This is a genomic window from Neptunomonas sp. (assembly GCF_016744175.1).
GTDB lineage: Bacteria > Pseudomonadota > Gammaproteobacteria > Pseudomonadales > Balneatricaceae > Neptunomonas.
Window position 1 is genome coordinate 68,749 of record NZ_JADGEV010000007.1, and the last position, 19,212, is coordinate 87,960.

25 protein-coding genes are annotated in these 19,212 nt (G+C 42.9%); 7 read left to right on the forward strand and 18 right to left on the reverse strand.

The window, feature by feature from the left end:
* Nucleotides 1-14: 14 nt before the first annotated feature.
* The 4 genes from QZZ55_RS04665 to QZZ55_RS04680 form a co-directional block, all read right to left on the reverse strand.
* A complete protein-coding gene (locus QZZ55_RS04665; RefSeq protein WP_293265829.1) occupies nucleotides 15-236 on the reverse strand; it encodes a hypothetical protein in 222 nt (73 codons plus the stop codon).
* Nucleotides 237-324: 88 nt separating this feature from the next.
* The gene (gene hda, locus QZZ55_RS04670; RefSeq protein WP_293265831.1) at nucleotides 325-1,032 is read right to left on the reverse strand and encodes a DnaA regulatory inactivator Hda; all 708 of its coding nucleotides are present in this window, start codon (nucleotides 1,030-1,032) and stop codon (nucleotides 325-327) included.
* A complete protein-coding gene (locus QZZ55_RS04675) occupies nucleotides 1,019-2,146 on the reverse strand; it encodes an AI-2E family transporter (protein ID WP_293265833.1) in 1,128 nt (375 codons plus the stop codon). The genes hda and QZZ55_RS04675 overlap by 14 nt, the downstream gene beginning before the upstream one ends.
* Nucleotides 2,147-2,152: 6 nt before the next feature.
* Nucleotides 2,153-3,205, reverse strand: a complete 1,053-nt coding sequence (locus tag QZZ55_RS04680; RefSeq protein ID WP_293265835.1) for a DUF2066 domain-containing protein — start codon at nucleotides 3,203-3,205, stop codon at nucleotides 2,153-2,155.
* Between the two features lie 133 nt (nucleotides 3,206-3,338).
* Here QZZ55_RS04680 and purM point away from each other — a divergent pair, with 133 nt between their 5' ends.
* From purM to QZZ55_RS04705, 5 genes are all read left to right on the forward strand, one after another.
* On the forward strand, nucleotides 3,339-4,394 hold the full coding sequence (purM, locus tag QZZ55_RS04685; RefSeq protein ID WP_293265837.1) for a phosphoribosylformylglycinamidine cyclo-ligase: 1,056 nt from the start codon (nucleotides 3,339-3,341) through the stop codon (nucleotides 4,392-4,394).
* Between the two features lie 4 nt (nucleotides 4,395-4,398).
* On the forward strand, nucleotides 4,399-5,052 hold the full coding sequence (gene purN, locus QZZ55_RS04690) for a phosphoribosylglycinamide formyltransferase (RefSeq protein ID WP_293265839.1): 654 nt from the start codon (nucleotides 4,399-4,401) through the stop codon (nucleotides 5,050-5,052).
* Between the two features lie 21 nt (nucleotides 5,053-5,073).
* The gene (locus tag QZZ55_RS04695) at nucleotides 5,074-5,784 is read left to right on the forward strand and encodes a DUF3108 domain-containing protein (RefSeq protein ID WP_293265841.1); all 711 of its coding nucleotides are present in this window, start codon (nucleotides 5,074-5,076) and stop codon (nucleotides 5,782-5,784) included.
* 1 nt (nucleotide 5,785) lies between these two features.
* Entirely contained in the window at nucleotides 5,786-6,037 is a 252-nt protein-coding gene (locus QZZ55_RS04700; protein WP_293265843.1) for a YfcL family protein, read from the forward strand.
* A gap of 77 nt (nucleotides 6,038-6,114) precedes the next feature.
* Nucleotides 6,115-6,348 carry a hypothetical protein gene (locus QZZ55_RS04705; RefSeq protein ID WP_293265845.1) on the forward strand — a complete coding sequence of 78 codons (234 nt, stop codon included), beginning with the start codon at nucleotides 6,115-6,117 and terminating at the stop codon, nucleotides 6,346-6,348.
* 40 nt (nucleotides 6,349-6,388) lie between these two features.
* Here QZZ55_RS04705 and QZZ55_RS04710 read toward each other — a convergent pair whose 3' ends face one another.
* The 3 genes from QZZ55_RS04710 to QZZ55_RS04720 form a co-directional block, all read right to left on the reverse strand.
* Complete coding sequence (locus QZZ55_RS04710; protein WP_293265847.1) at nucleotides 6,389-6,946, reverse strand: hypothetical protein; 558 nt, start codon at nucleotides 6,944-6,946, stop codon at nucleotides 6,389-6,391.
* 95 nt (nucleotides 6,947-7,041) lie between these two features.
* Nucleotides 7,042-8,130, reverse strand: coding sequence for a hypothetical protein (locus QZZ55_RS04715; RefSeq protein ID WP_293265849.1), 1,089 nt, complete (start codon nucleotides 8,128-8,130; stop codon nucleotides 7,042-7,044).
* Between the two features lie 2 nt (nucleotides 8,131-8,132).
* Nucleotides 8,133-8,288 carry a hypothetical protein gene (locus QZZ55_RS04720; protein WP_293265851.1) on the reverse strand — a complete coding sequence of 52 codons (156 nt, stop codon included), beginning with the start codon at nucleotides 8,286-8,288 and terminating at the stop codon, nucleotides 8,133-8,135.
* Between the two features lie 110 nt (nucleotides 8,289-8,398).
* Between QZZ55_RS04720 and QZZ55_RS04725 the strand changes: the two genes are divergently transcribed.
* A complete protein-coding gene (locus tag QZZ55_RS04725) occupies nucleotides 8,399-9,568 on the forward strand; it encodes an MltA domain-containing protein (protein ID WP_293265853.1) in 1,170 nt (389 codons plus the stop codon).
* Nucleotides 9,569-9,719: 151 nt separating this feature from the next.
* On the opposite strand, the gene QZZ55_RS04730 is transcribed toward QZZ55_RS04725, so the two are convergent.
* The 9 genes from QZZ55_RS04730 to QZZ55_RS04770 form a co-directional block, all read right to left on the reverse strand.
* Nucleotides 9,720-9,926 carry a cold-shock protein gene (locus tag QZZ55_RS04730; protein WP_028468790.1) on the reverse strand — a complete coding sequence of 69 codons (207 nt, stop codon included), beginning with the start codon at nucleotides 9,924-9,926 and terminating at the stop codon, nucleotides 9,720-9,722.
* Between the two features lie 172 nt (nucleotides 9,927-10,098).
* The gene (locus QZZ55_RS04735; RefSeq protein WP_293265858.1) at nucleotides 10,099-10,620 is read right to left on the reverse strand and encodes an RNA methyltransferase; all 522 of its coding nucleotides are present in this window, start codon (nucleotides 10,618-10,620) and stop codon (nucleotides 10,099-10,101) included.
* Between the two features lie 5 nt (nucleotides 10,621-10,625).
* A complete protein-coding gene (locus QZZ55_RS04740; protein ID WP_293265860.1) occupies nucleotides 10,626-11,207 on the reverse strand; it encodes a cysteine dioxygenase in 582 nt (193 codons plus the stop codon).
* A 104-nt stretch (nucleotides 11,208-11,311) separates the two neighbouring features.
* Nucleotides 11,312-12,073: a 3-deoxy-manno-octulosonate cytidylyltransferase gene (kdsB, locus tag QZZ55_RS04745; RefSeq protein ID WP_293265862.1), complete on the reverse strand. Its 762-nt coding sequence runs from the start codon at nucleotides 12,071-12,073 to the stop codon at nucleotides 11,312-11,314.
* Between the two features lie 9 nt (nucleotides 12,074-12,082).
* The gene (locus tag QZZ55_RS04750) at nucleotides 12,083-12,271 is read right to left on the reverse strand and encodes a Trm112 family protein (RefSeq protein ID WP_293265864.1); all 189 of its coding nucleotides are present in this window, start codon (nucleotides 12,269-12,271) and stop codon (nucleotides 12,083-12,085) included.
* Nucleotides 12,264-13,259, reverse strand: coding sequence for a tetraacyldisaccharide 4'-kinase (lpxK, locus tag QZZ55_RS04755; protein ID WP_293265866.1), 996 nt, complete (start codon nucleotides 13,257-13,259; stop codon nucleotides 12,264-12,266). The genes QZZ55_RS04750 and lpxK overlap by 8 nt, the downstream gene beginning before the upstream one ends.
* Nucleotides 13,260-13,679 carry a biopolymer transporter ExbD gene (locus QZZ55_RS04760; RefSeq protein WP_293265868.1) on the reverse strand — a complete coding sequence of 140 codons (420 nt, stop codon included), beginning with the start codon at nucleotides 13,677-13,679 and terminating at the stop codon, nucleotides 13,260-13,262.
* 12 nt (nucleotides 13,680-13,691) lie between these two features.
* Nucleotides 13,692-14,315 carry a MotA/TolQ/ExbB proton channel family protein gene (locus QZZ55_RS04765; protein ID WP_293265870.1) on the reverse strand — a complete coding sequence of 208 codons (624 nt, stop codon included), beginning with the start codon at nucleotides 14,313-14,315 and terminating at the stop codon, nucleotides 13,692-13,694.
* A 60-nt stretch (nucleotides 14,316-14,375) separates the two neighbouring features.
* On the reverse strand, nucleotides 14,376-16,637 hold the full coding sequence (locus tag QZZ55_RS04770) for a DNA internalization-related competence protein ComEC/Rec2 (protein WP_293265872.1): 2,262 nt from the start codon (nucleotides 16,635-16,637) through the stop codon (nucleotides 14,376-14,378).
* A 103-nt stretch (nucleotides 16,638-16,740) separates the two neighbouring features.
* Here QZZ55_RS04770 and QZZ55_RS04775 point away from each other — a divergent pair, with 103 nt between their 5' ends.
* Nucleotides 16,741-17,223 (forward strand): DUF2062 domain-containing protein, encoded by a 483-nt coding sequence (locus QZZ55_RS04775; RefSeq protein WP_293265965.1) that lies wholly within the window; start codon nucleotides 16,741-16,743, stop codon nucleotides 17,221-17,223.
* A 10-nt stretch (nucleotides 17,224-17,233) separates the two neighbouring features.
* Here QZZ55_RS04775 and lolD read toward each other — a convergent pair whose 3' ends face one another.
* Entirely contained in the window at nucleotides 17,234-17,917 is a 684-nt protein-coding gene (gene lolD, locus QZZ55_RS04780; protein WP_293265874.1) for a lipoprotein-releasing ABC transporter ATP-binding protein LolD, read from the reverse strand.
* Nucleotides 17,910-19,154 (reverse strand): lipoprotein-releasing ABC transporter permease subunit, encoded by a 1,245-nt coding sequence (locus tag QZZ55_RS04785; protein WP_293265876.1) that lies wholly within the window; start codon nucleotides 19,152-19,154, stop codon nucleotides 17,910-17,912. The genes lolD and QZZ55_RS04785 overlap by 8 nt, the downstream gene beginning before the upstream one ends.
* Nucleotides 19,155-19,212 lie beyond the last annotated feature (58 nt).

Below are 19,212 nucleotides of genomic sequence, written 5' to 3' on the forward strand. Positions count from 1 at the left end.
ATAGGAATAATTAACTAAAGCTCATCATCAGTTAATTCAGTAAAGACTTGCTCGCCACACTTTGAGCAAGTCCCTTCAATATAGATAGTGCCATCTAGTTCATACTCAAGCGGTGTATGCATACCTAAATCAGCTTCTTGGCATTTGTCGCACCATGTTTGCTCCAAAAATGCCTGCTGCTCTTCTTTATCACGTAATAAAAAATCACGTTTTTTATTTTTCTCATCGTTAGACATAACGCCAATCCTTACTGGTAATCAATATGTGTTTAATAATTATCAAAACGGGAGAATAAAGACCTAAATGACTAACCACTAATAAAAGTTACCAGTTCATTTCTTGCTTTATAAATGGAATAGTGACTTTTCTTTGCGCCATTAGAGATGCTTTATCCAAACGATCAAGCATGAGGCAAAGGTCATTCATACTTCGACTAGCATGATGAACAAGATAACGAGCCACATCTTCTGCTAGATCAATGCCTCGAATTTTTGCACGTAACTGTATGGCTTGGATTTTATCTTCATCATGAAGCGCCACGACACTAAAAACAGCCCCCCAACTAAGGCGAGATACCAGATCTGGTAAGTTGATACTCAGTTGTCTAGGAGCAGAGTGTGCAGCAACGATCAACGTGTTTTGTTCTTGGCGAATCCGGTTATACAAGTGAAACAAAGCTTCTTCCCATTCGGGCAATGTTGCAACAGCCTCCACGTTATCGACACAAACAAGGTCTAAATGCTCCATCCCTTCAAGAATAACAGGACTTAAACTTAACAACTCATTCAACGGAAGGTAAACAGCGGTTCTTTTTCTAGGTTCCGCAGCATGACATGCTGCTTGTAATAAATGAGAGCAACCCGTTCCTTGAGCGCCCCAAATATACAAAAAAGGCTCGCCTTCACCTACTGCCGACTGACGGAGCATCTCGCATACGAGCCCATTATCACCCGTTTGGTAATTCTCAAATCGTGCATCATCCCTAAGAGTTACACCCAAAGGAAGCTGCTGTGGCGCACTAGCGCTGTTCATCTATGCCTACATCCTGTTCTTGCAATAGTTCATCTTCTATTAGATCAACGGGAGTATCACCATACAAATGACTGTTTTTATACCCATCATGAACATGACGCAAAAATACCATAATAACAGCAGCAACAGGAAGCGCTATCAACACGCCAACAAAACCAAATAACTGCCCCCCCGCCATAATGGCAAAAATTACTGCCACTGGATGTAATCCGATTTTATCACCCACCATCAAAGGTGTTAAGACTGTCCCCTCCAATGCTTGACCCACACCAAAAACAGCAAAAACCCACAACAAAATAATAGGATCATGGAACTGCAAATAAGCAGCAATACTTGCTGCCACTATGCCGACTAAAAAACCCATGTAAGGAACAATACTTGCTAGGCCAGCAAGCATTCCTAACAATAACGCCAAATCTAGCCCAACCATCCACAAACCTAGCGTATAGACAACACCGAGTGTCATCATCACTAACAACTGCCCTTTGATAAAAGCACCTAAAACTTCATCGCTTTCTTTTGCCCAACGAGAAACAACAGGCTCAATACTTCGTGGTAATAAGCGCTCAATTTTTTCCATCATTACGTCCCAATCACGCAATAAGTAAAATGTCACTACCGGTATAAGCATTAGGTTCGCAATCCAGCCGACAACAGCCAAACCAGAACGAGTAATTCCGGAAGCAACCTGCGCCATAATGTCACCCGTTTTTTCCCAATGGCTCGCAACAAGCTTTTTAAATGACTCCATATCACCAAACGATATACCGTCCCCTAAAAATGCCTGAATCGCTGGAATAGCCTTCTCTTCGAAAAGCGCAATAACAGCAGGGACCTGATGAATCACCACTTGAATTTGATGACTCAGCTTAGGTATAAATAACAGTATCAAAAGAGTAACTAAAGTGGTGAGAATGACAAATACAATAACTACCGCCACTGTGCGCGTTACTCCAGCATCCTCAAGCCGATCAGCAAGTGGATCTGTTAAGTAAGCCAACAGCGCCCCTACTAGAAATGGCGACAAGATTGGCCCTAATAAATATAATAAAAACCCTGCGATGATAACAATCAGCAATAAAAAGACACGCTGTGAAGTCAGAAATTTATCCATTAAAACCTACCTACCTCGTGTACCAAACCAGCCCCAACGTAAAGAATCAGCTACTTCTACTTCCAAGGGCCGCATTAACAACATGCGCCGATCCAAGCTAAGCAAACGTGATAGTGCAGAACTATCCAGCTGACTCTGAAAACTCAAAGTCAAAGTTTGATTATTCATTGACGTGACCTGTATTGACTCAATGGAAGGCAACGCTCGGATATATTCCATAATTGCTGCATAGTCTGCCAGATTTTTAACTCTTGTCACTGTTATCTGGTGAGAATTTACATTGAAATTATTTGCATCATCAATTTTTATTCCTGACGCTTCAATCCACGCAGTAAAAGTGAGTGATATCTGCTCTGATAAAGCGCCTTCCAAAAACTTCCATTTGATTTTATTCAACGCTGATTTATCAATTACTGACCAACCTAATCCTTTAACCGGATCCGAAAAGACAACAATGATTAGTGCTGTTCCATATGCTAAAGAACGAGTGCGTATTTTCTCAAACAAAGGCTTACCACTTTGCTCTCTCTTATTAAGGCCTAACTCTTTTGCTACTAATAACTGCATAGGAAATTGGACCCTCTGCGCATAATCTTCTAGGTCATTCCTAAGCCTTACTAACTCGGCATCCTCATCACCCAATAACCACACAAGTAATCGCGGCCTATACTTCCCTAAAGGAACCATTTTATTGGCTTGTAGTAACTGAACTATTCCCGCACGATCAAATATCAACAATAAACGTTGTGCAAGGTAATCATTACCCTGTTTATCAGTTCGAACCTGAAAAGTAGACTCAAACTGAAACTCTCTTAAATAACGCTTAGGTTCAGTGACCACCTCATCCACAATATGTGTAGCTAATGCTGTACCGCTAACCTTTACCAACACTCGCTTTAGCCCTAGCCGCAAAGAAGCCTCATCTGGACGTGTTAATCGATCAGACACTATCAGCTCAGTTCGATATAAATTTTCTATTAATTGCGCTTGAGCCAACGGCGCTGTAAAGATACTCAACGCTATAAATAAGATAACAACGTAGTTACGAATGATTTGCATGCCTTGTGATTTCACCAAACGCTTTTTTCAAACTGAAAATTTTAACATACAATAGCCGCCACTCCCGCAACCTGTTAGAATGCAGCGCATATTTTTTCACTGTTATTTCACCCTGTCTGGAAGGTTGCATTGCATGTCTACTGGTTCTGACCAAACACCCCTGAGTTACAAAGATGCTGGCGTTGATATTGATGCAGGAAATGCATTAGTTGATCGAATTAAAAATATTGCAAAACGCACAGCTCGCCCTGAGGTCATGGGTGGTCTCGGCGGCTTTGGTGCACTGTGCGAAATCCCTGAGGGCTATAAACAGCCTGTTCTTGTATCTGGGACTGATGGTGTTGGCACAAAATTGCGCCTTGCTATGGAGTTGCAAAAACACGACACAATAGGTATTGATTTAGTCGCCATGTGCGTCAACGATCTTATTGTTGCAGGTGCTGAGCCTCTATTTTTTCTCGACTACTACGCTACAGGCAAACTCAACATCGACATGGCTGCTGATGTCGTCACCGGCATAGGCAAAGGCTGTGAGCTTTCTGGCGCCGCTTTGGTTGGAGGCGAAACTGCCGAAATGCCAGGCATGTATGAAGGCGATGATTACGATCTTGCAGGGTTCTGCGTAGGCGTTGTTGAAAAGTCTGACATCATTGACGGTAGTAAAGTTAGTGTTGGCGATACACTCATTGGATTGGCATCTTCTGGCCCTCATTCAAACGGCTATTCTCTGATTCGAAAAATCATTGATGTATCTGATGCAGATCTAAATCAGGATATCGAAGGCAGCAAACTAAAAGACGCCTTACTTGAACCCACTCGCATCTACGTTAAGTCTGTACTTAACCTATTAAAGAATGGCCAAGTAAATGCATTATCTCATATTACGGGCGGTGGTTTACTTGAAAATATTCCACGCGTATTACCCAATAACGCTAAAGCCGTAATCAATACCGACTCGTGGACATTACCTGGCGTATTCCAGTGGCTTCAATCAGCTGGCAACGTTGAATCGCGTGAAATGTATCGCACATTTAACTGCGGTGTAGGTATGGTAATCTGCGTCCCCGCTGATCATGCTGATACAGCCATTAATCTTCTTAAAGAGACTGGTGAGGATGCATGGGTTATTGGCCGTATAGATGCTGCCAAAGATGGTGAAGAGCAAGTAGAGTTAAGCGACGCGGAGTAAAACCATGTCCCTGAAACGGATTGCAGTACTGATTTCGGGAAGCGGCTCTAACCTGCAAGCCATAATGGATGCAATCGACTCTGGCCGTATAAACGGCCAGATCGTACAGGTTATAAGCAATAAAGCCTGCGCATACGGGCTTGAGCGCGCAACAAAAGCAGGAATCCCAACGACGCACATCGACCATAAGGCATTCGCCTCACGAGAAATGTTTGATGATGAAGTACGCCAATGCATTGATGCACACCAAGCAGATCTTGTAATTCTTGCCGGGTTTATGCGGATTCTTTCACCTGCTTTTGTACAACATTTTTCTGGACGCATGCTTAACATACACCCGTCATTACTACCTAAATATAAAGGTCTGCATACGCACAAACGCGCACTTGCAGCGGGCGATAAAGAACACGGCTGTACAGTTCATTTTGTCACAGAAGAACTTGATGGCGGCCCTCTACTTGTTCAGGCAGTTGTACCTATCGTTACTGAAGATAATGAAGAAAGCTTACAAAACAGAGTCCATAAGCGCGAGCATGTCGCTTACCCTTTAGCTGTTGAATGGATTTGTGCGAACCGAGTTCATTTTTCAGAAAACGGGATACATCTAGATGATGAACTTTTAGACAATTCTGGTTTCAGACTAGGGTACGAAGCTTAAGCTTATTTAAGGACCATTATTATGCCTTCTTTATTTAGGGTATTGCTTGTATCAGCGCTTTTCACCTCAACACAAGCAGCGGCAAGCAAGATTCCTCCAGTTCCCCCCTTTAAAGCCATCTATGCATCCGAGTGGGATGCCGGAATCGCTCTAAAAGGAGAAGTGGAACGCTCATTGTCAAGCGCTCCCGATGGTCAGTGGCTATTTCGCACTTATGCTAGCGCCTTTATTGCCTCCATAGACGAGAAAAGCACAGTAACCTTCAACGACTCTTCCGTGGTGCCACAAAAATATCATTACAAAAAGCTAGTTTTAGGAAAGAAAAGAGAAGCAAAATTAGCATTTAACTGGCCTGGAATGAGCGTTAAAAATAATGTCGACGATAAACCCTGGAAAATGGAAATTCCTACCAATACCCAAGATAAGCTAAGCTATCAGCTACAAATGCGCTTAGACCTTAAAGCAGGAAAGAAAGGCCCCTTTAATTATAAAATAGCCGACGGTGGCCGCCTCAAAGAGTACGACTTTAAAATTATCGGCTCAGAAAAAATACAATCTCCTTTAGGCGAATTTGATACGATTAAAGTTGAAATGGATAGAGGCCCAAAAGCTTCCCGAAAAACCTATATATGGTACGCCCCCTCGCTCGACTACATGATTATCAAACTCAAACAAATTGAAGGCGATGGTAAAGTTTACGCCCTAAAATTAAAATCCATGGAAACTTTCTAATATGCCAAATACCAATGGTGACGCACTTTACAATTGGCTTCTTCAACAAGAACTACAAGGCGATGATGACCGACGCTTTTATTCAAGCTATTTACTCGGCCATGTAAGCCTTGCTATCGCCGACACTGACAACCAACCCGAGCAGTTTTTTGACCGTTTAAATCAAGGACTGAAAGATACAATCCCTGAGGATAAGCTTTCTGAGAAAGATATAGAAGGCATTCATGCTCTATTAGCAGAAGGTCTAAAATAACAACGAATTTTCTATTGTGCGGCGCACAATAAAGGCGTAAACTTTAGTCTAAGAAAATCGTTGACTGGAGTTAAATCATGAGTATGAAATTCACTGGTATTGCTGATGATGACCGTCGTATTGCAGAAGAACTGCAAGCAATGGGCGCATTCGACAACTCGCTAGAAGAAAAAACATCTTCAATTGCTCAAATATTTGATGCAATCAGCCAGTTCGCAGAATGGACGCGCTGGAAAGGTGAGGTAGGTGTTTATGGGTGTCGCGTTGGTGCAACTCATGCTCGCCGTGAAGAAGCTAAGCATTTCGCTTAAGCCATAAGAAACGGCAGTTCCCTATGGCAGCTGCCGTATTTTAATCTGTAGCTTGAAGATCAACACCTAAGGCTATAGACCTTTTCTGCATCGCACCATCTATCATTTGTTTATTTAAAGTACCGTTACGCATAGCTATTTGCAAAATATGCTCGCACTGCTGTCGCTGCTGCCCCAACTCAGTGTTGTAATTTTCATCATCTTTCCAGCTCATTGCTGCTTTTCGACTTGATACATAGTCTTGACTAAAGCTTTGGAAAGAAAAACGTTGCTCAGACGTGAACTTCTGGTTCATCTGCTTAATGAAAATACCCGTCATCAACATTGCAGATGTAGATTGTCGAAATACATAGCGCTTATCTAGCCCTTCCCAATTCCCTTTAACGACACCTAATGCTTGCACATCACTCCCTTGAGATAAATTGTGCAACAGAGCAAACATGCCATCATAGAACCCCGAACAGCGAGCCCCAACTGAAGTAGCCAATTTCATTTGCTCAAGACCCACCCTATTTTCTTCAGCTGCGGTCAGCAAAGGTACCGTCAATGCCACACTAGAGCAGACTAAAATGCACATCCGTCTGAATAGACCCGACATAAAAACTCCTTATGATTACAATCAAAAGGAGTTTACCGGATTATCTGCTTTTCAGGTACACAACTTCACGTTAGGCCTGAAACATTCACTCAAGCTTACACCGCCATATCTACTTGCTGCACAGAGCCAACCCCTCCTGATTCAGCTATATAAAAACCGGTCTCAGCCACCCTGCCCAGCACCCTGTTATCTTTACCTTTTAAATCAAAAGGTGTCTCTTCAGAGCCTGTAAAAATTGCACCAACATCACTCTCCGCCAATGAGAGAAGCTCATCTGTTTCTAGTGTTTTGTTCCATACTAATAAGTCTTTAAAAATCTCATCGCCTTCATCAATGAAACCATTTGCATCTTGATCGTATTGGCGAAGCTCTTCAAACCCCCTTCCAGTAAGCCCCCCGAACAATTCAGAACCATCATCTATAACACCGTTGTCATTCTTATCTAACCCCAACCATCCACTTGAACTTTCTAGATAACTTAACCACTCCACCTCTCCATCAGCATCAATATCAAATTCAAATGAGGATTCGGAAAGCTCAGAAGCCTGTCCATCAAAATTAAGTAACAACGGATCTTTAAACCTAACTTCCTGCGAAAAGCTCATTTCTCGTGTTGCCGAGTACTGGCGCTCCATAGACATATCAAGATTTATCGATATCTCTGCCCCGTCTGCTGTTTTCACAACTCCTGCCGCACTAAAACGTGTTAGCTCATGCTCCTCAACCGATTCTGAGATACTAACAGTCAACTGAATTGTTTTTTCTTCAGACAGAAACGCTGTCGCAGCAGAATTTTGCACTCTACCTGCAACATAAGAATCAGCACTCAGCCCTTCGCTACTCGATAGCACATCCTCTATTACGGGCAATTCTTTTCCCGTAATCGCTTCAAACAGAGCTTTGAACAACCGCGCTTGCGTATAACTTTGCTGCAGTTCTGCAGCCTCTTCATTCTGCGTCTCTCTAAATTCCAAGCCATGATTAGTCATTATTAAAATTGATGGTGCTGTTGAGCTATCATTCTTACTCAATTGATCCTCAGGAACTGGCACCCCCTGTAAAGCAGACTGTGCTAACGTAAAGCGCTCTCCAAAATCGGTAAGGTTATCCCGCCGTACATAACTGATTGATTCAGATTTATGATGCTCAGCACTCATCGTGACCATACTCTGTTCAATTATCATTATTAGCTACCTCTTAGAATATCAATATAAAAACGGCCATGAGTTGCCCCACCTAAGTAGTTACGGCAAACATAATGTCCTTTTTCTGCAAGCTCTGAGCTCACTAAAATACGCACAAGCCCTGTATCCATGCAGGCTAAAACAACACAAATAGACAAAGCGCCTTACCAAAGCCGGCAACCAACCAGTTGTTTTTGCGCTCGCTATTGCATAGCGTTTAATAAGCAAGCAAGATGCAGGCCTAAGATAGATTTATAGGAATATACACATGCTTACCCGCGTGGCCTGCCGCATACTGTCACCCAAAATAATTACCGCCAGCTGTATAACTTTCTTACTGTACGGCTGCACCTCAAGCACACCACAGCCACCAGGCATCAATAAAGCTATCTGCTGGAATCAACTTAATGGCTGGCAACAGGACTCTTTTAAAGAAGCGCTTCCTGCATTATTTAGCCAGTGCCCAAAACTCAGTAAAAAAACACCCGAATGGAATAATATTTGCTCTGCAGCAAAATCTCTAACATCATCATCAGACGAAGAGCTTCGCCGCTTCATAGAAGACAACTTCACTCCTCATAACATCATAGGTACGGCAGGAGTAAATGAAGGGCTGATAACAGGTTATTATGAACCAACACTCAAGGGCAGCTTAGAACCAAGCCATCAGTACAATTATCCTCTATATCAAACACCAAAAGACATGCTAATAATTAAGCTTGATTCACGCTTCAAGGAACTAAAAGGAAAACGCGTTCGTGGTCGCACTGTTGGTAATACTGTTATTCCTTATTACACACGTGCAGAAATAGACCAAGAAAACTCCCCCCTTAAAGGGGAAGAGTTACTTTGGGTTGATGATCCCGATGCAGCTTTTTTTCTACACATACAAGGATCTGGCCGAGTACAGCTAAAAGATGGAAGTATGGTTGGCGTAGGATATGCAAACCAAAATGGCCACCCTTATGTCGCCATTGGAAAAAAACTGATTGAAACAGGCGCGTTAACACGCAAAGAAGTTTCTTTAGATACAATCAATCAGTGGCTGAAGGAAAACCCGGGTAAAGCTCAAGCATTAAAAAACCAAAATCCTAGCTATGTATTCTTTACAATGAGGCACGACCTAGAGTTTGGCCCTAGAGGCTCTCTTAATGTCCCACTCACACCAGAACGTAGCGCTGCCGTAGACAGAAAAATCATCCCATTAGGCACTCCACTTTGGGTAAGCACAACATTACCAGGCACTGAAGAACCCTACCAACGCTTGGTATTCGCACAAGATACTGGCGGTGCCATTAATGGCCCAGTGCGGGCAGATATGTTTTTTGGGAGAGGAAGCAGAGCTGAAAAACTAGCAGGAGAAATGAAGCAAAAAGGTAGCATATACGCTCTTCTACCCAAACCAGCAAACAAAAAAACTCAAACGAATTGCCAATGAACTTGTATTAACTTAATTAACTTAATTAACTTAATTAACTTAATTAACAAACAAAAAAAAAGGGTAAGACAATTAAGCTTACCCTCTACTTTCTCTTTCCAAATAAATGGAAGAGCAACCTATATCAAATCAACATAGGCTGCATAGCACATTAAAGTGCTACGATGTTTTCTGCCTGAAGACCTTTCTGGCCCTGAGTAACAGTAAACTCAACTTTTTGGCCTTCAGCCAAAGTTTTGAAACCGTCACCAGCGATAGCACGGAAATGAGCAAATACGTCTGGACCGTTTTCCTGCTCGATGAAACCAAAACCTTTTTCTTCGTTAAACCATTTTACTGTGCCAGTAGTTGTAGACATAATAATATCCTGTTAATTCATGAATCATGGATGCCGTCGCTTAATGCTAAGGCTATGAAGCTGGAAATTTTGCTATTACTTATGAAAACAGAACGAGCACTCAACAAAGAACATCGAAATGGAACACATAAATATAAGTCGAACTTTCAAGCTAGGGTAATTATATACAGCTTCACCCTGTAGTCAAAGCACTAATCTTTACTTTATTATTAGTATCTCTGCTTTGTCGGATTAATTCATCGCCTGCAACAACCGAAGAGGATTTAGCAAGCCTGTCGTACAACACAACATTGACAGTAGCCGCTAAATTCATACACCCCACCGTCGGGATATATACAACAGCATCAGCACAATCAACAACTTGCTGATCCAATGAGCCATCTTCAGGTCCAAAAATATAATATGCTTTATCAGGATGCTGAAATTCGGGTAATGCAGTCGCCCCTTCTACCAACTCAATACAAACAATTTTTGAGCCAGCAGGCACATGCTCTAACAAGCAATCAACTCCCATTAGAGCGATATTATTGCGCACACTTTTGGTATCAGTATTAAATTTCGCCGCACGGGAGTAGCGTTCCCCCGTGTAAAAAACCGAACTTGCTCTATAGCAACCCGCTGCACGCATAACAGCCCCCACATTCGTTGGGCTCTTCGGGTTACTCAATCCAATACTCACACTTTCTTGACTCATTAGCCTTAACCCCAAATATTGGGCAAAACTGGGTTTGTGTAACCCGAAATAAAAGACTGTACCTCTTGTGAGTTGGCCTCATAGGTATGTCGGCTAACCACACCAATATTGGCGCCATATATATGAATACTAATAGACACATCATCACTTAAAGCATTTGAGACTCGATGAATATCACCTACAGCAGGGGAAACTAAATCAACATCCCCGACATGCAATGTATGCTGACCGGCAGCAACAAGCTGCCCACTTTCTTGATCGACAGCAAACTCTTCACAAATTTCACCACCTTGCATAACGCCTACCATTCCCCATACAGTATGATCATGAATAGGTGTTAATTGCCCTGGCCCCCATACAAAACTCGCTATCGAGAAGCGCTCCAATGGATCACAGTGCAATAGAAACTGCTGATATTGATTAGGAGATGCTTCGGAAAACTCTTCTGGTAACCAGTCATCATGGCGAATAAGGTTTTGAAGAAGAGCCTTGCCAGCTATAAAGATTTTTTGCTCATCACGACCAACAACATCAATTAAACGAGTAAACTCCTGAACAAAAGTCTTAAATCTAGCCGTGTTCTGCATGATTATTCCTTATTAAGGTTTTAATTAAGCGCCCAGTAAATGTTAGACCAAAAGCATTGCCAATAAGTAAAACGCAAAAAGCTGCAACATTTTATCAATAACGCTTATTGCAACTTAAACAACTCACGCAAACGCTCTAGGTCTTCTGGCGTATCAACACCAGCAGGCGGCAATTCATCAGCCACTTCAACATGTATTCGAGCCCCATTCCACATAGCCCGAAGCTGCTCTAAGCATTCGGTTTCTTCAATAGGTGCAGGTGACCAACGCACAAACTCATTTAGCATTTTCACACGATACGCGTAAATACCAATATGGCGCTGCCATTTATAGCTGGAGGGCATCTCATTTTGGCTAATAGAAAACTCATCTCTAGGCCAAGGAATAGGTGCTCTACTGAAATAAATTGCCATGCCACGATAGTCGGTTACGACTTTAACTACATTAGGATTCATTAAACTAGTAATGTCTTCAATAGGCTCAGATAATGTTGCTATTCCTGCATCAGGCTCTGCTTTTAAATTATGCGCAACCTGGTTAATAACCCGAGGTGGAATTAATGGTTCATCACCCTGTACGTTGACAACAATATCGTCCGCATAAAACCCTAAAGTATGCACGACTTCCTGCAATCGATCGGTACCCGACGGATGATCAGCCTTTGTCATACATACTTCAGCACCAAAACCTGAAGCAACCTCAGCAATACGCTCATCATCTGTAGCAACAATGACACGCTCAGCTTCACTTTTCAGTGCACGCTCATATACATGCTGTACCATAGGTTTGCCCGCAATGTCCACGAGCGGCTTACCAGGTAATCGACTCGAGGCAAATCTAGCAGGTATTATTACGCTGAATCCCATTGATATATCCTATTTTTCTTTCAATCGTTCGTCTGACGTTAATGTTCTTGCTTCACTTTCTAACATAACAGGAATGTCATCCCGAACAGGGTAGGCTAAGCCGCTAGTACGACAGATTAATTCGTTAGTTTCAGCATGGTATTCTACTGGTGCTTTCGAAACAGGGCAGACCAAAATATCTAATAATTGCTTATCCATTAATATCACTCTCTTTGTAATTTCTTAGCAGCTCACTTAATTGCTGAGTAAACCGAATTGGCAATTGCGCATCGACCCGCAAGAAGTAAACCCTGTTTTTAGTTTTCAACCCTTTGCATTTCATCGCATCTTTCTCTGTCATAATAACAGGAAGGCCATCATCAAATGTAATATCCATTTCCTTAAATAAATGATGATCAGAAAAGCTATGTTTAGCAAAAGTAAAACCTAGCTCATCTAAAGTACTATAAAACCGTTCTGGATTACCTATACCTGCCACTGCATTAACATTAGTCTTTATTAACATAGAGATATCTTGGCTTGCACCACTATTAATCTCTACCAACTCAGTGGCTAACAGCTGCATGCTAAAAGCTTGTTCATAAGCAAAACCACCGTCGCCATTGACGACGACCATATCAACTTCTTTTAGCCTGCTGGGCAGTTCACGCAAGGGACCCACGGGAAGGCAGTGCCCATTACCTACCCCCCTATTACTATCAATTACCGCTATTTCGATATCACGTCCCATCGCATAATGCTGCAAGCCATCATCGCTAATAATTATATCGCAGCCATGTACCTTCAGTAATTCCTTACATGCATCAACTCGATTTGGGTCGATCACCATCGGCACTTTCATGCGCCTCACAATCATCAACGGCTCATCGCCCGCCTCTTTCGACATCGAACTTGGGAGTACACTAAATGGATATTTGGGAGGAGAGGCTGTATACCCTCGGCTCACGACGCCTGGATGATACCCCATATCACGTAGCTGCCTAATTAAGGCGATGACCAGCGGACTCTTTCCTGTCCCACCAACATTAATATTACCAACAACAATAACAGGCACCGGAGCGCGCCATTGCTTTGATTCTTGTTTTGTACGGCGAGCCCCTGAAACTGCAATAAATAGTTTTTCTATAGGGTAAAGCAGCAATGGCCAACGAGAACCATCGTACCAAGCCTTTTCAAGTGCACTCATTTATTCTGCAGACTGCTTTGTGGTAATACTAAGCTTCTCAAAACCCAGCTTCCCAGACACATCCATGGCCGTCACTACTGATTGATGAGGAGTTTTAGCATCAGCTGTAATAACTAACGCAGGCTTGTCATCGCCCTCGATTAGCTTAAGCATTGCTTGGCGCAACGTTTTTTCCTGAGTATTGACTAATGGGGCACCATTAACGCTATATTGGCCTTCTTCATCAATAATAATTTCTATCGCTTTGATTGCGTCTTGCACCGTGGCTTCTTCAGATGCTTGCGGCAAATCAATCTCAAGATGGCTCTCTTTTGTAAACGTAGTAGATACCATAAAAAAAATAAGTAACAAAAACACCACATCGATTAGCGGAGTAAGATTTACATTTACCTCTTCCCTATTTTGGCGCTGAAATTTCACAATAAATCTCCGCTATTTATCATGATCAACATCACGCTCGCCATGAACAGCCTCAACCAACTTAACAGCCTGCTGCTCCATTTCAATAACAAGGGAATCTATCTTACGTTGAAAGTGTCGATGGAATATTAAGGTAGGAATGGCAACGGCTAACCCTGATGCCGTAGTAATAAGTGCTTCAGAGATTCCCCCCGCTAATACAGATGCATTACCTGTTCCTTGGATCATGATTTCAGTAAACACTTTTATCATACCAATAACGGTTCCCAGCAAACCAATCAGAGGAGCTATGGCCGCAATTGTGCCCAATGCAGTCAAAAAACGCTCTAATTCATGAATAACTTGAGTTGCAGCTTCCTGAATGCTTTCTTTCATAATCTCTCGACCATGACGGGCATTATTAAGCCCAGCAACTACAATCCGCCCGAGAGGGCTGCTTCTCTTGACTTCTTTCATTCGCTCTGCAGTCATTGCGCCGCTTTTGAGCCAACCCCATACATTCTTCATTAAATCAGGGGGAGCAATTTTACTTGCTCGCAGCTCCCACAACCGCTCCATACAAATAGCCAGCGCTAATACCGAACAACCAATGATAGGAATCATTAGCCAACCACCTGATGCGATCAATTCAAACACGTTTAGTTCTCCTTTAGAATCGAGCTACTTTAACATACTGAAATCCATTGGAATATGCTCTCAATTGGTTGTCCAATAACGTTTTTCTTTTTGCCGCCATGTTTGGACACGACATTCATCTTCAGCCGTTTCATTCAAAATTATTGCCCCCTGCTGATCGGTACGATAAATATTACTCTCACCTTCTCGGACACGAGAAACAACACTGCTATGAGGATGACCATATCGATTAAGAAAACCTGCAGATATGATTACACTTTCTGGTTGATACGCATCCAGCAAAACTGACCCTGTCGATGTTTTACTACCATGATGCCCTGCTACCAGCCAGTGAACAGGCAAAGTATTACTGGTAACTATTTCTTCTTCAATACGACTGCTAACATCCCCTGTTATTAATAAACTGCACCCATTACTTCGCACCTCTAACACACATGATCGGTCATTATCTGTTGCACCCTCCCTAGGCGCAGGGTGAATATAACGAAACTCCACACTGTCCCACAGCCAACTGACACCCGTCTGGCAGCGCTGAGCATCACCTTGAAGAGCATTTGGCATCCCACTTTCTAATGCACCAATTTTCATTTCCTTCATTACGGCAGTAACACCACCTGCATGATCATTATCATCATGACTAACAACTAGCTTATCTAACAATTGAATTCCCTGGAGCTTCAAATAGGGCAGGACGGACCTCTCAAAAGCGGTATTACCATTCGGGTACGCAGCACCCGTGTCATATAAGAGGCTATGCCCTCTTGTTCTTATGAAAACAGATGTACCCTGCCCCACATCAAAAACAACGGCGCTCATTCGTCCCTCAGGGATTACCTTGATAGGTGGTGAAAACATCGGGAGCCAACACATAACGCCTAACACTTTCAGCTTACTGCTTACCGGCTGGAGCACCATAATCACACCACAAGCTGCAAACACAAAAGCTAGCTTACTAGGCGCCTGCAAATCAACAACCCAATGCTCACTTACACCATCCACCCATGCTAAACCTGCCCATAAAAGCTGTATCAATACACTAATAAGCTCTATCCCCCAATCCACATCTATAATTTCTAGCAGCATCGATGGAATTGTCATCAAAAGAAGTACTGACAAAAATGGGATAGCTAGAATATTTATAAAAGGTGCACTGACAGAGACTTGCCCAAAGAACAAAAACATCAATGGACTTAATGCTAGCCCTATCCACCATTGGCTTTTAATTAATGATGGCCACATAGCGTGTTGTCTAATAGTGACAAGGAACAATAAAGTAGCGACCGCTGAGAATGACAACCAAAATCCAATATCATGTACCGCTAGCGGCTGTAAAGTTAATACAATAGCCATCGCCAACCACCAACGAAACCACACACTCGGGCGGCGCATAACAAGCTGCCCTCCAAGCAAAACCGCAGCCATGATCCACGCCCTCTGTGTGGGGACACTGAAGCCAGCTATCGCGACATAACAACCACTAAGTAATAAAGCACTAATAACCGAAAACCAGTGACGAGGAGTCGTGGACTCCCGACCTCCATACATTAAAGCAGCACCAGCACGCCCAAACCACCAGCCAAAAGCAACACAAATACCAATATGCAACCCGCTTACAACCATTAAGTGAGTAGTACCGGTGTTACGTAGCAAAGACCACTGCCAATCCTTCAAACTACTTTTATCACCCAACAACAACGCCTTTAGTGTTGACAAAACAACCGGTTCATCATGAAAGCGGCTGCCAAGCCAAGAAACAAACTCAAATCTCCACAAATCTATCGACACACCAAGAGCAGACGTGTGGCCAGATGACTTTTTTACATACCCAACCGCATCAATTCCCCGCCCTAAAGCCCATTGCTCATAATCAAAACCACCTGGATTCCATAACGAATGAGGGGGGCGCAACTTCACCTCGAGCTGAAGTAAGTCACCAGGTTTAAACAACTCATCAGCATGATACCAACTCAACCTTATTAGGCGCGGTTTATGCAGGGGCGAAGCCTGTACAGAGTTTTCAATACTGTTTACATGTAAGTAAAATTTTATATGCTTACTTCGCTGCTCAGGAAGCCCGACAACGACACCTTTCACACGCCATGTAGAAGCAGCATCTGATGGCTGCAAGCGGTGCATTAGCTGTGTATGCCCATACGACACCGAAATAATACAGCTTGCCATAAATGCCAATAAGGGCAGATGAAATGCTCGTGCGCAGTAAAAAAAGACGGCCCATATAATAGGAAAACCAAGCAGCCAATAAAGGGACGGTAAAGAGGAGAGCCAAGCTATTACGAAAAAACCTACAATATATATGATCATCCTTGATCTCTATGTTGGCTTACACAGCTACGCTGTGCATAATACGTTTATCTTTTTCTGATGAAGTATACTTCCTATGCCTCGGAAGCTTATCAAAAGGTTTATGCCAAATGAGTCATCGCTACGTAATCACAAACATCTTAGCTGGCTAGGCTGTCATTTACATGACCCAGCGCTTTGGCACCTGACGCGCAAGTCTGTCGCCAAGGCTTTTCTCGTTGGTGTTTTTTGTGCTTTTTTGCCAGTACCTATGCAAATGATCATTGCTGCGATCCTATCTCTCTTTATACGCAGCAATATACCTATATCAGTTGGCCTAGTTTGGATTACAAACCCAATTACGATTCCACCAATATTTTATTTCAGCTATGTAGTTGGAACTTACCTACTTGGCACGCCTATTCTTGAAATGGAATTAGAGTTTACTTATAAAGCTCTATCACATGACCTTTCTGCTATATGGTGGCCACTTTTAACTGGCTCACTGTTTTGCGGCGTTGTTTTCAGCGTAATTTCTTACTTTACAGTCTCTTCTTTATGGATTTGGCATGTGCGAAAAACATGGTCAAAAAGAAGAAACAACTAAACAAATACAGTTACACCTCATACAAACCATTGTCACGCAACTCTAAGACTCTATCCATTCTATGAGCCAACTCTGAATCGTGTGTCACAATGATAAACGAGGTTTGAAATTCTTGGTTCAAACTATCCATCAAACGCTGCACATCATTAGCAGTGTTGTTATCTAAGTTCCCCGTTGGCTCGTCCATCAGCACACATGCTGGCCTTGTTACCAAAGCTCTAGCAATGGCAACGCGCTGACGCTCCCCTCCACTCAGCTGTGCAGGTTTATGCGACAACCTAGCAGACAAACCAACAGCATTAAGCATTTCTTTTGCACGGCTACGAGCCTCTTTAATATCAACACGGCCCAGTAGCAATGGCATAGCAACATTTTCGACCGCATCAAACTCAGGTAGCAGGTGATGAAATTGATAAACAAACCCTAGCTGGCGGTTACGAATTTGTGCTCTTTTTTCTTCTGATACATCGTAGAGAGACTCACCTCCAACCCACACATCTCCTTGGCTTGGGGCTTCTAGTCCTCCCAAAATATTCAAGAAAGTGCTTTTCCCAGATCCAGAGGTGCCGATAATTGAAATTCTTTCTCCTTTAATGATATTCAGAGAAACGTCTTTCAACACTTCTAAAGGAGCTCCAGCCTCCACATATGTCTTACCAACATCACGGCAAACCATAACAGACTCATTATTCATAACGTAAAGCCTCTGCTGGTTGAGTCCTAGATGCTTTCCACGCAGGGTAAAGCGTTGCCAAGAAGCTGATCAATAAAGCGGAGCCGCCAATTACACCCACATCATTCCAATCTAAACGTGATGGCAAGTAACTAATAAAGTAAACATCTGATGATAAAAATTGAATACCTAACACCTGCTCAACCCACGCTACCAAGTCTGTTACCGTAAGCGCTAAAAGTACACCAAGACCTGCACCAAATAATGTGCCCGCAAATCCTATTACAATTCCTTGGACCATAAAAATACGCATAATCATGCCCGGGGTTGCTCCCAACGTACGCAATATTGCGATATCTGACTTTTTATCTGTAACGACCATTACCAGCGTAGATACAATATTAAAAGCAGCGACAAACACGATTAAAAACAGTAGCAAGCCAATCATTTTCTTTTCCATTTGAATAGCTTGAAAGAGATTACCGTGAGTGCGTGTCCAATCTGAAACAAGATAGTACCCATCGAGTGTAGATGTGATCTCTCTGGCTGCTGCTGGCGCTGTAAATAGATCCTTAAATGTCACCCTCACGCCTTCCACACCTTCGCGAATACGCTTCAAGCGTGCAGCGTCATCAATATGAATATAGGCAAGAGAACTATCAAGTTCTGCACCAACCGAGAAGATACCTACGACAGTAAAGCGCTTTAGTCTAGGCGTAACTCCCGCAACACTTATAGAGGCTTCAGGCAACACCAAGGTGACTTTATCCCCCATACGCGCTCCCAAATAACGCGCTAACAAATCACCCAGAACCACACCAAACTCACCGCTTTTCAGGTTACTCCATTCGCCGTTCAGCATGTGATCAGAGACAATAGATACTTTACTTTCTGCAACAGGGTTAACCCCTTGAACCATTACGCCACGAACTTGCCCTGCGTGCGTCAGCATTCCTTGCGCATTAATAAAAGGAGCTGTCGCGACAACTCTTGAGTCCAGCTCTACAGTCGATGCTAACTGCTGCCAATTGGGTATCGGCGCCTCGTAACCGGTAATTGTTGCATGTGGAACCATACCAAGGATTCTGTCTTTTAACTCACGGTCAAAGCCATTCATTACAGACAAAACAAGAATTAGTGCAGCAACCCCTAACATCAGCCCTAGCATTGATACCAAGGAGATAAATGAGATGAAATGGTTGCTGCGTTTCGCTGCGGTATACCGCAAGCCGACGTATAAAGAAAAGGGTCTAAACATGGGTGCGGATTAAATCACAGTTGGGTTAGTAACTCTAACAATATTAAGAAAATCTCCG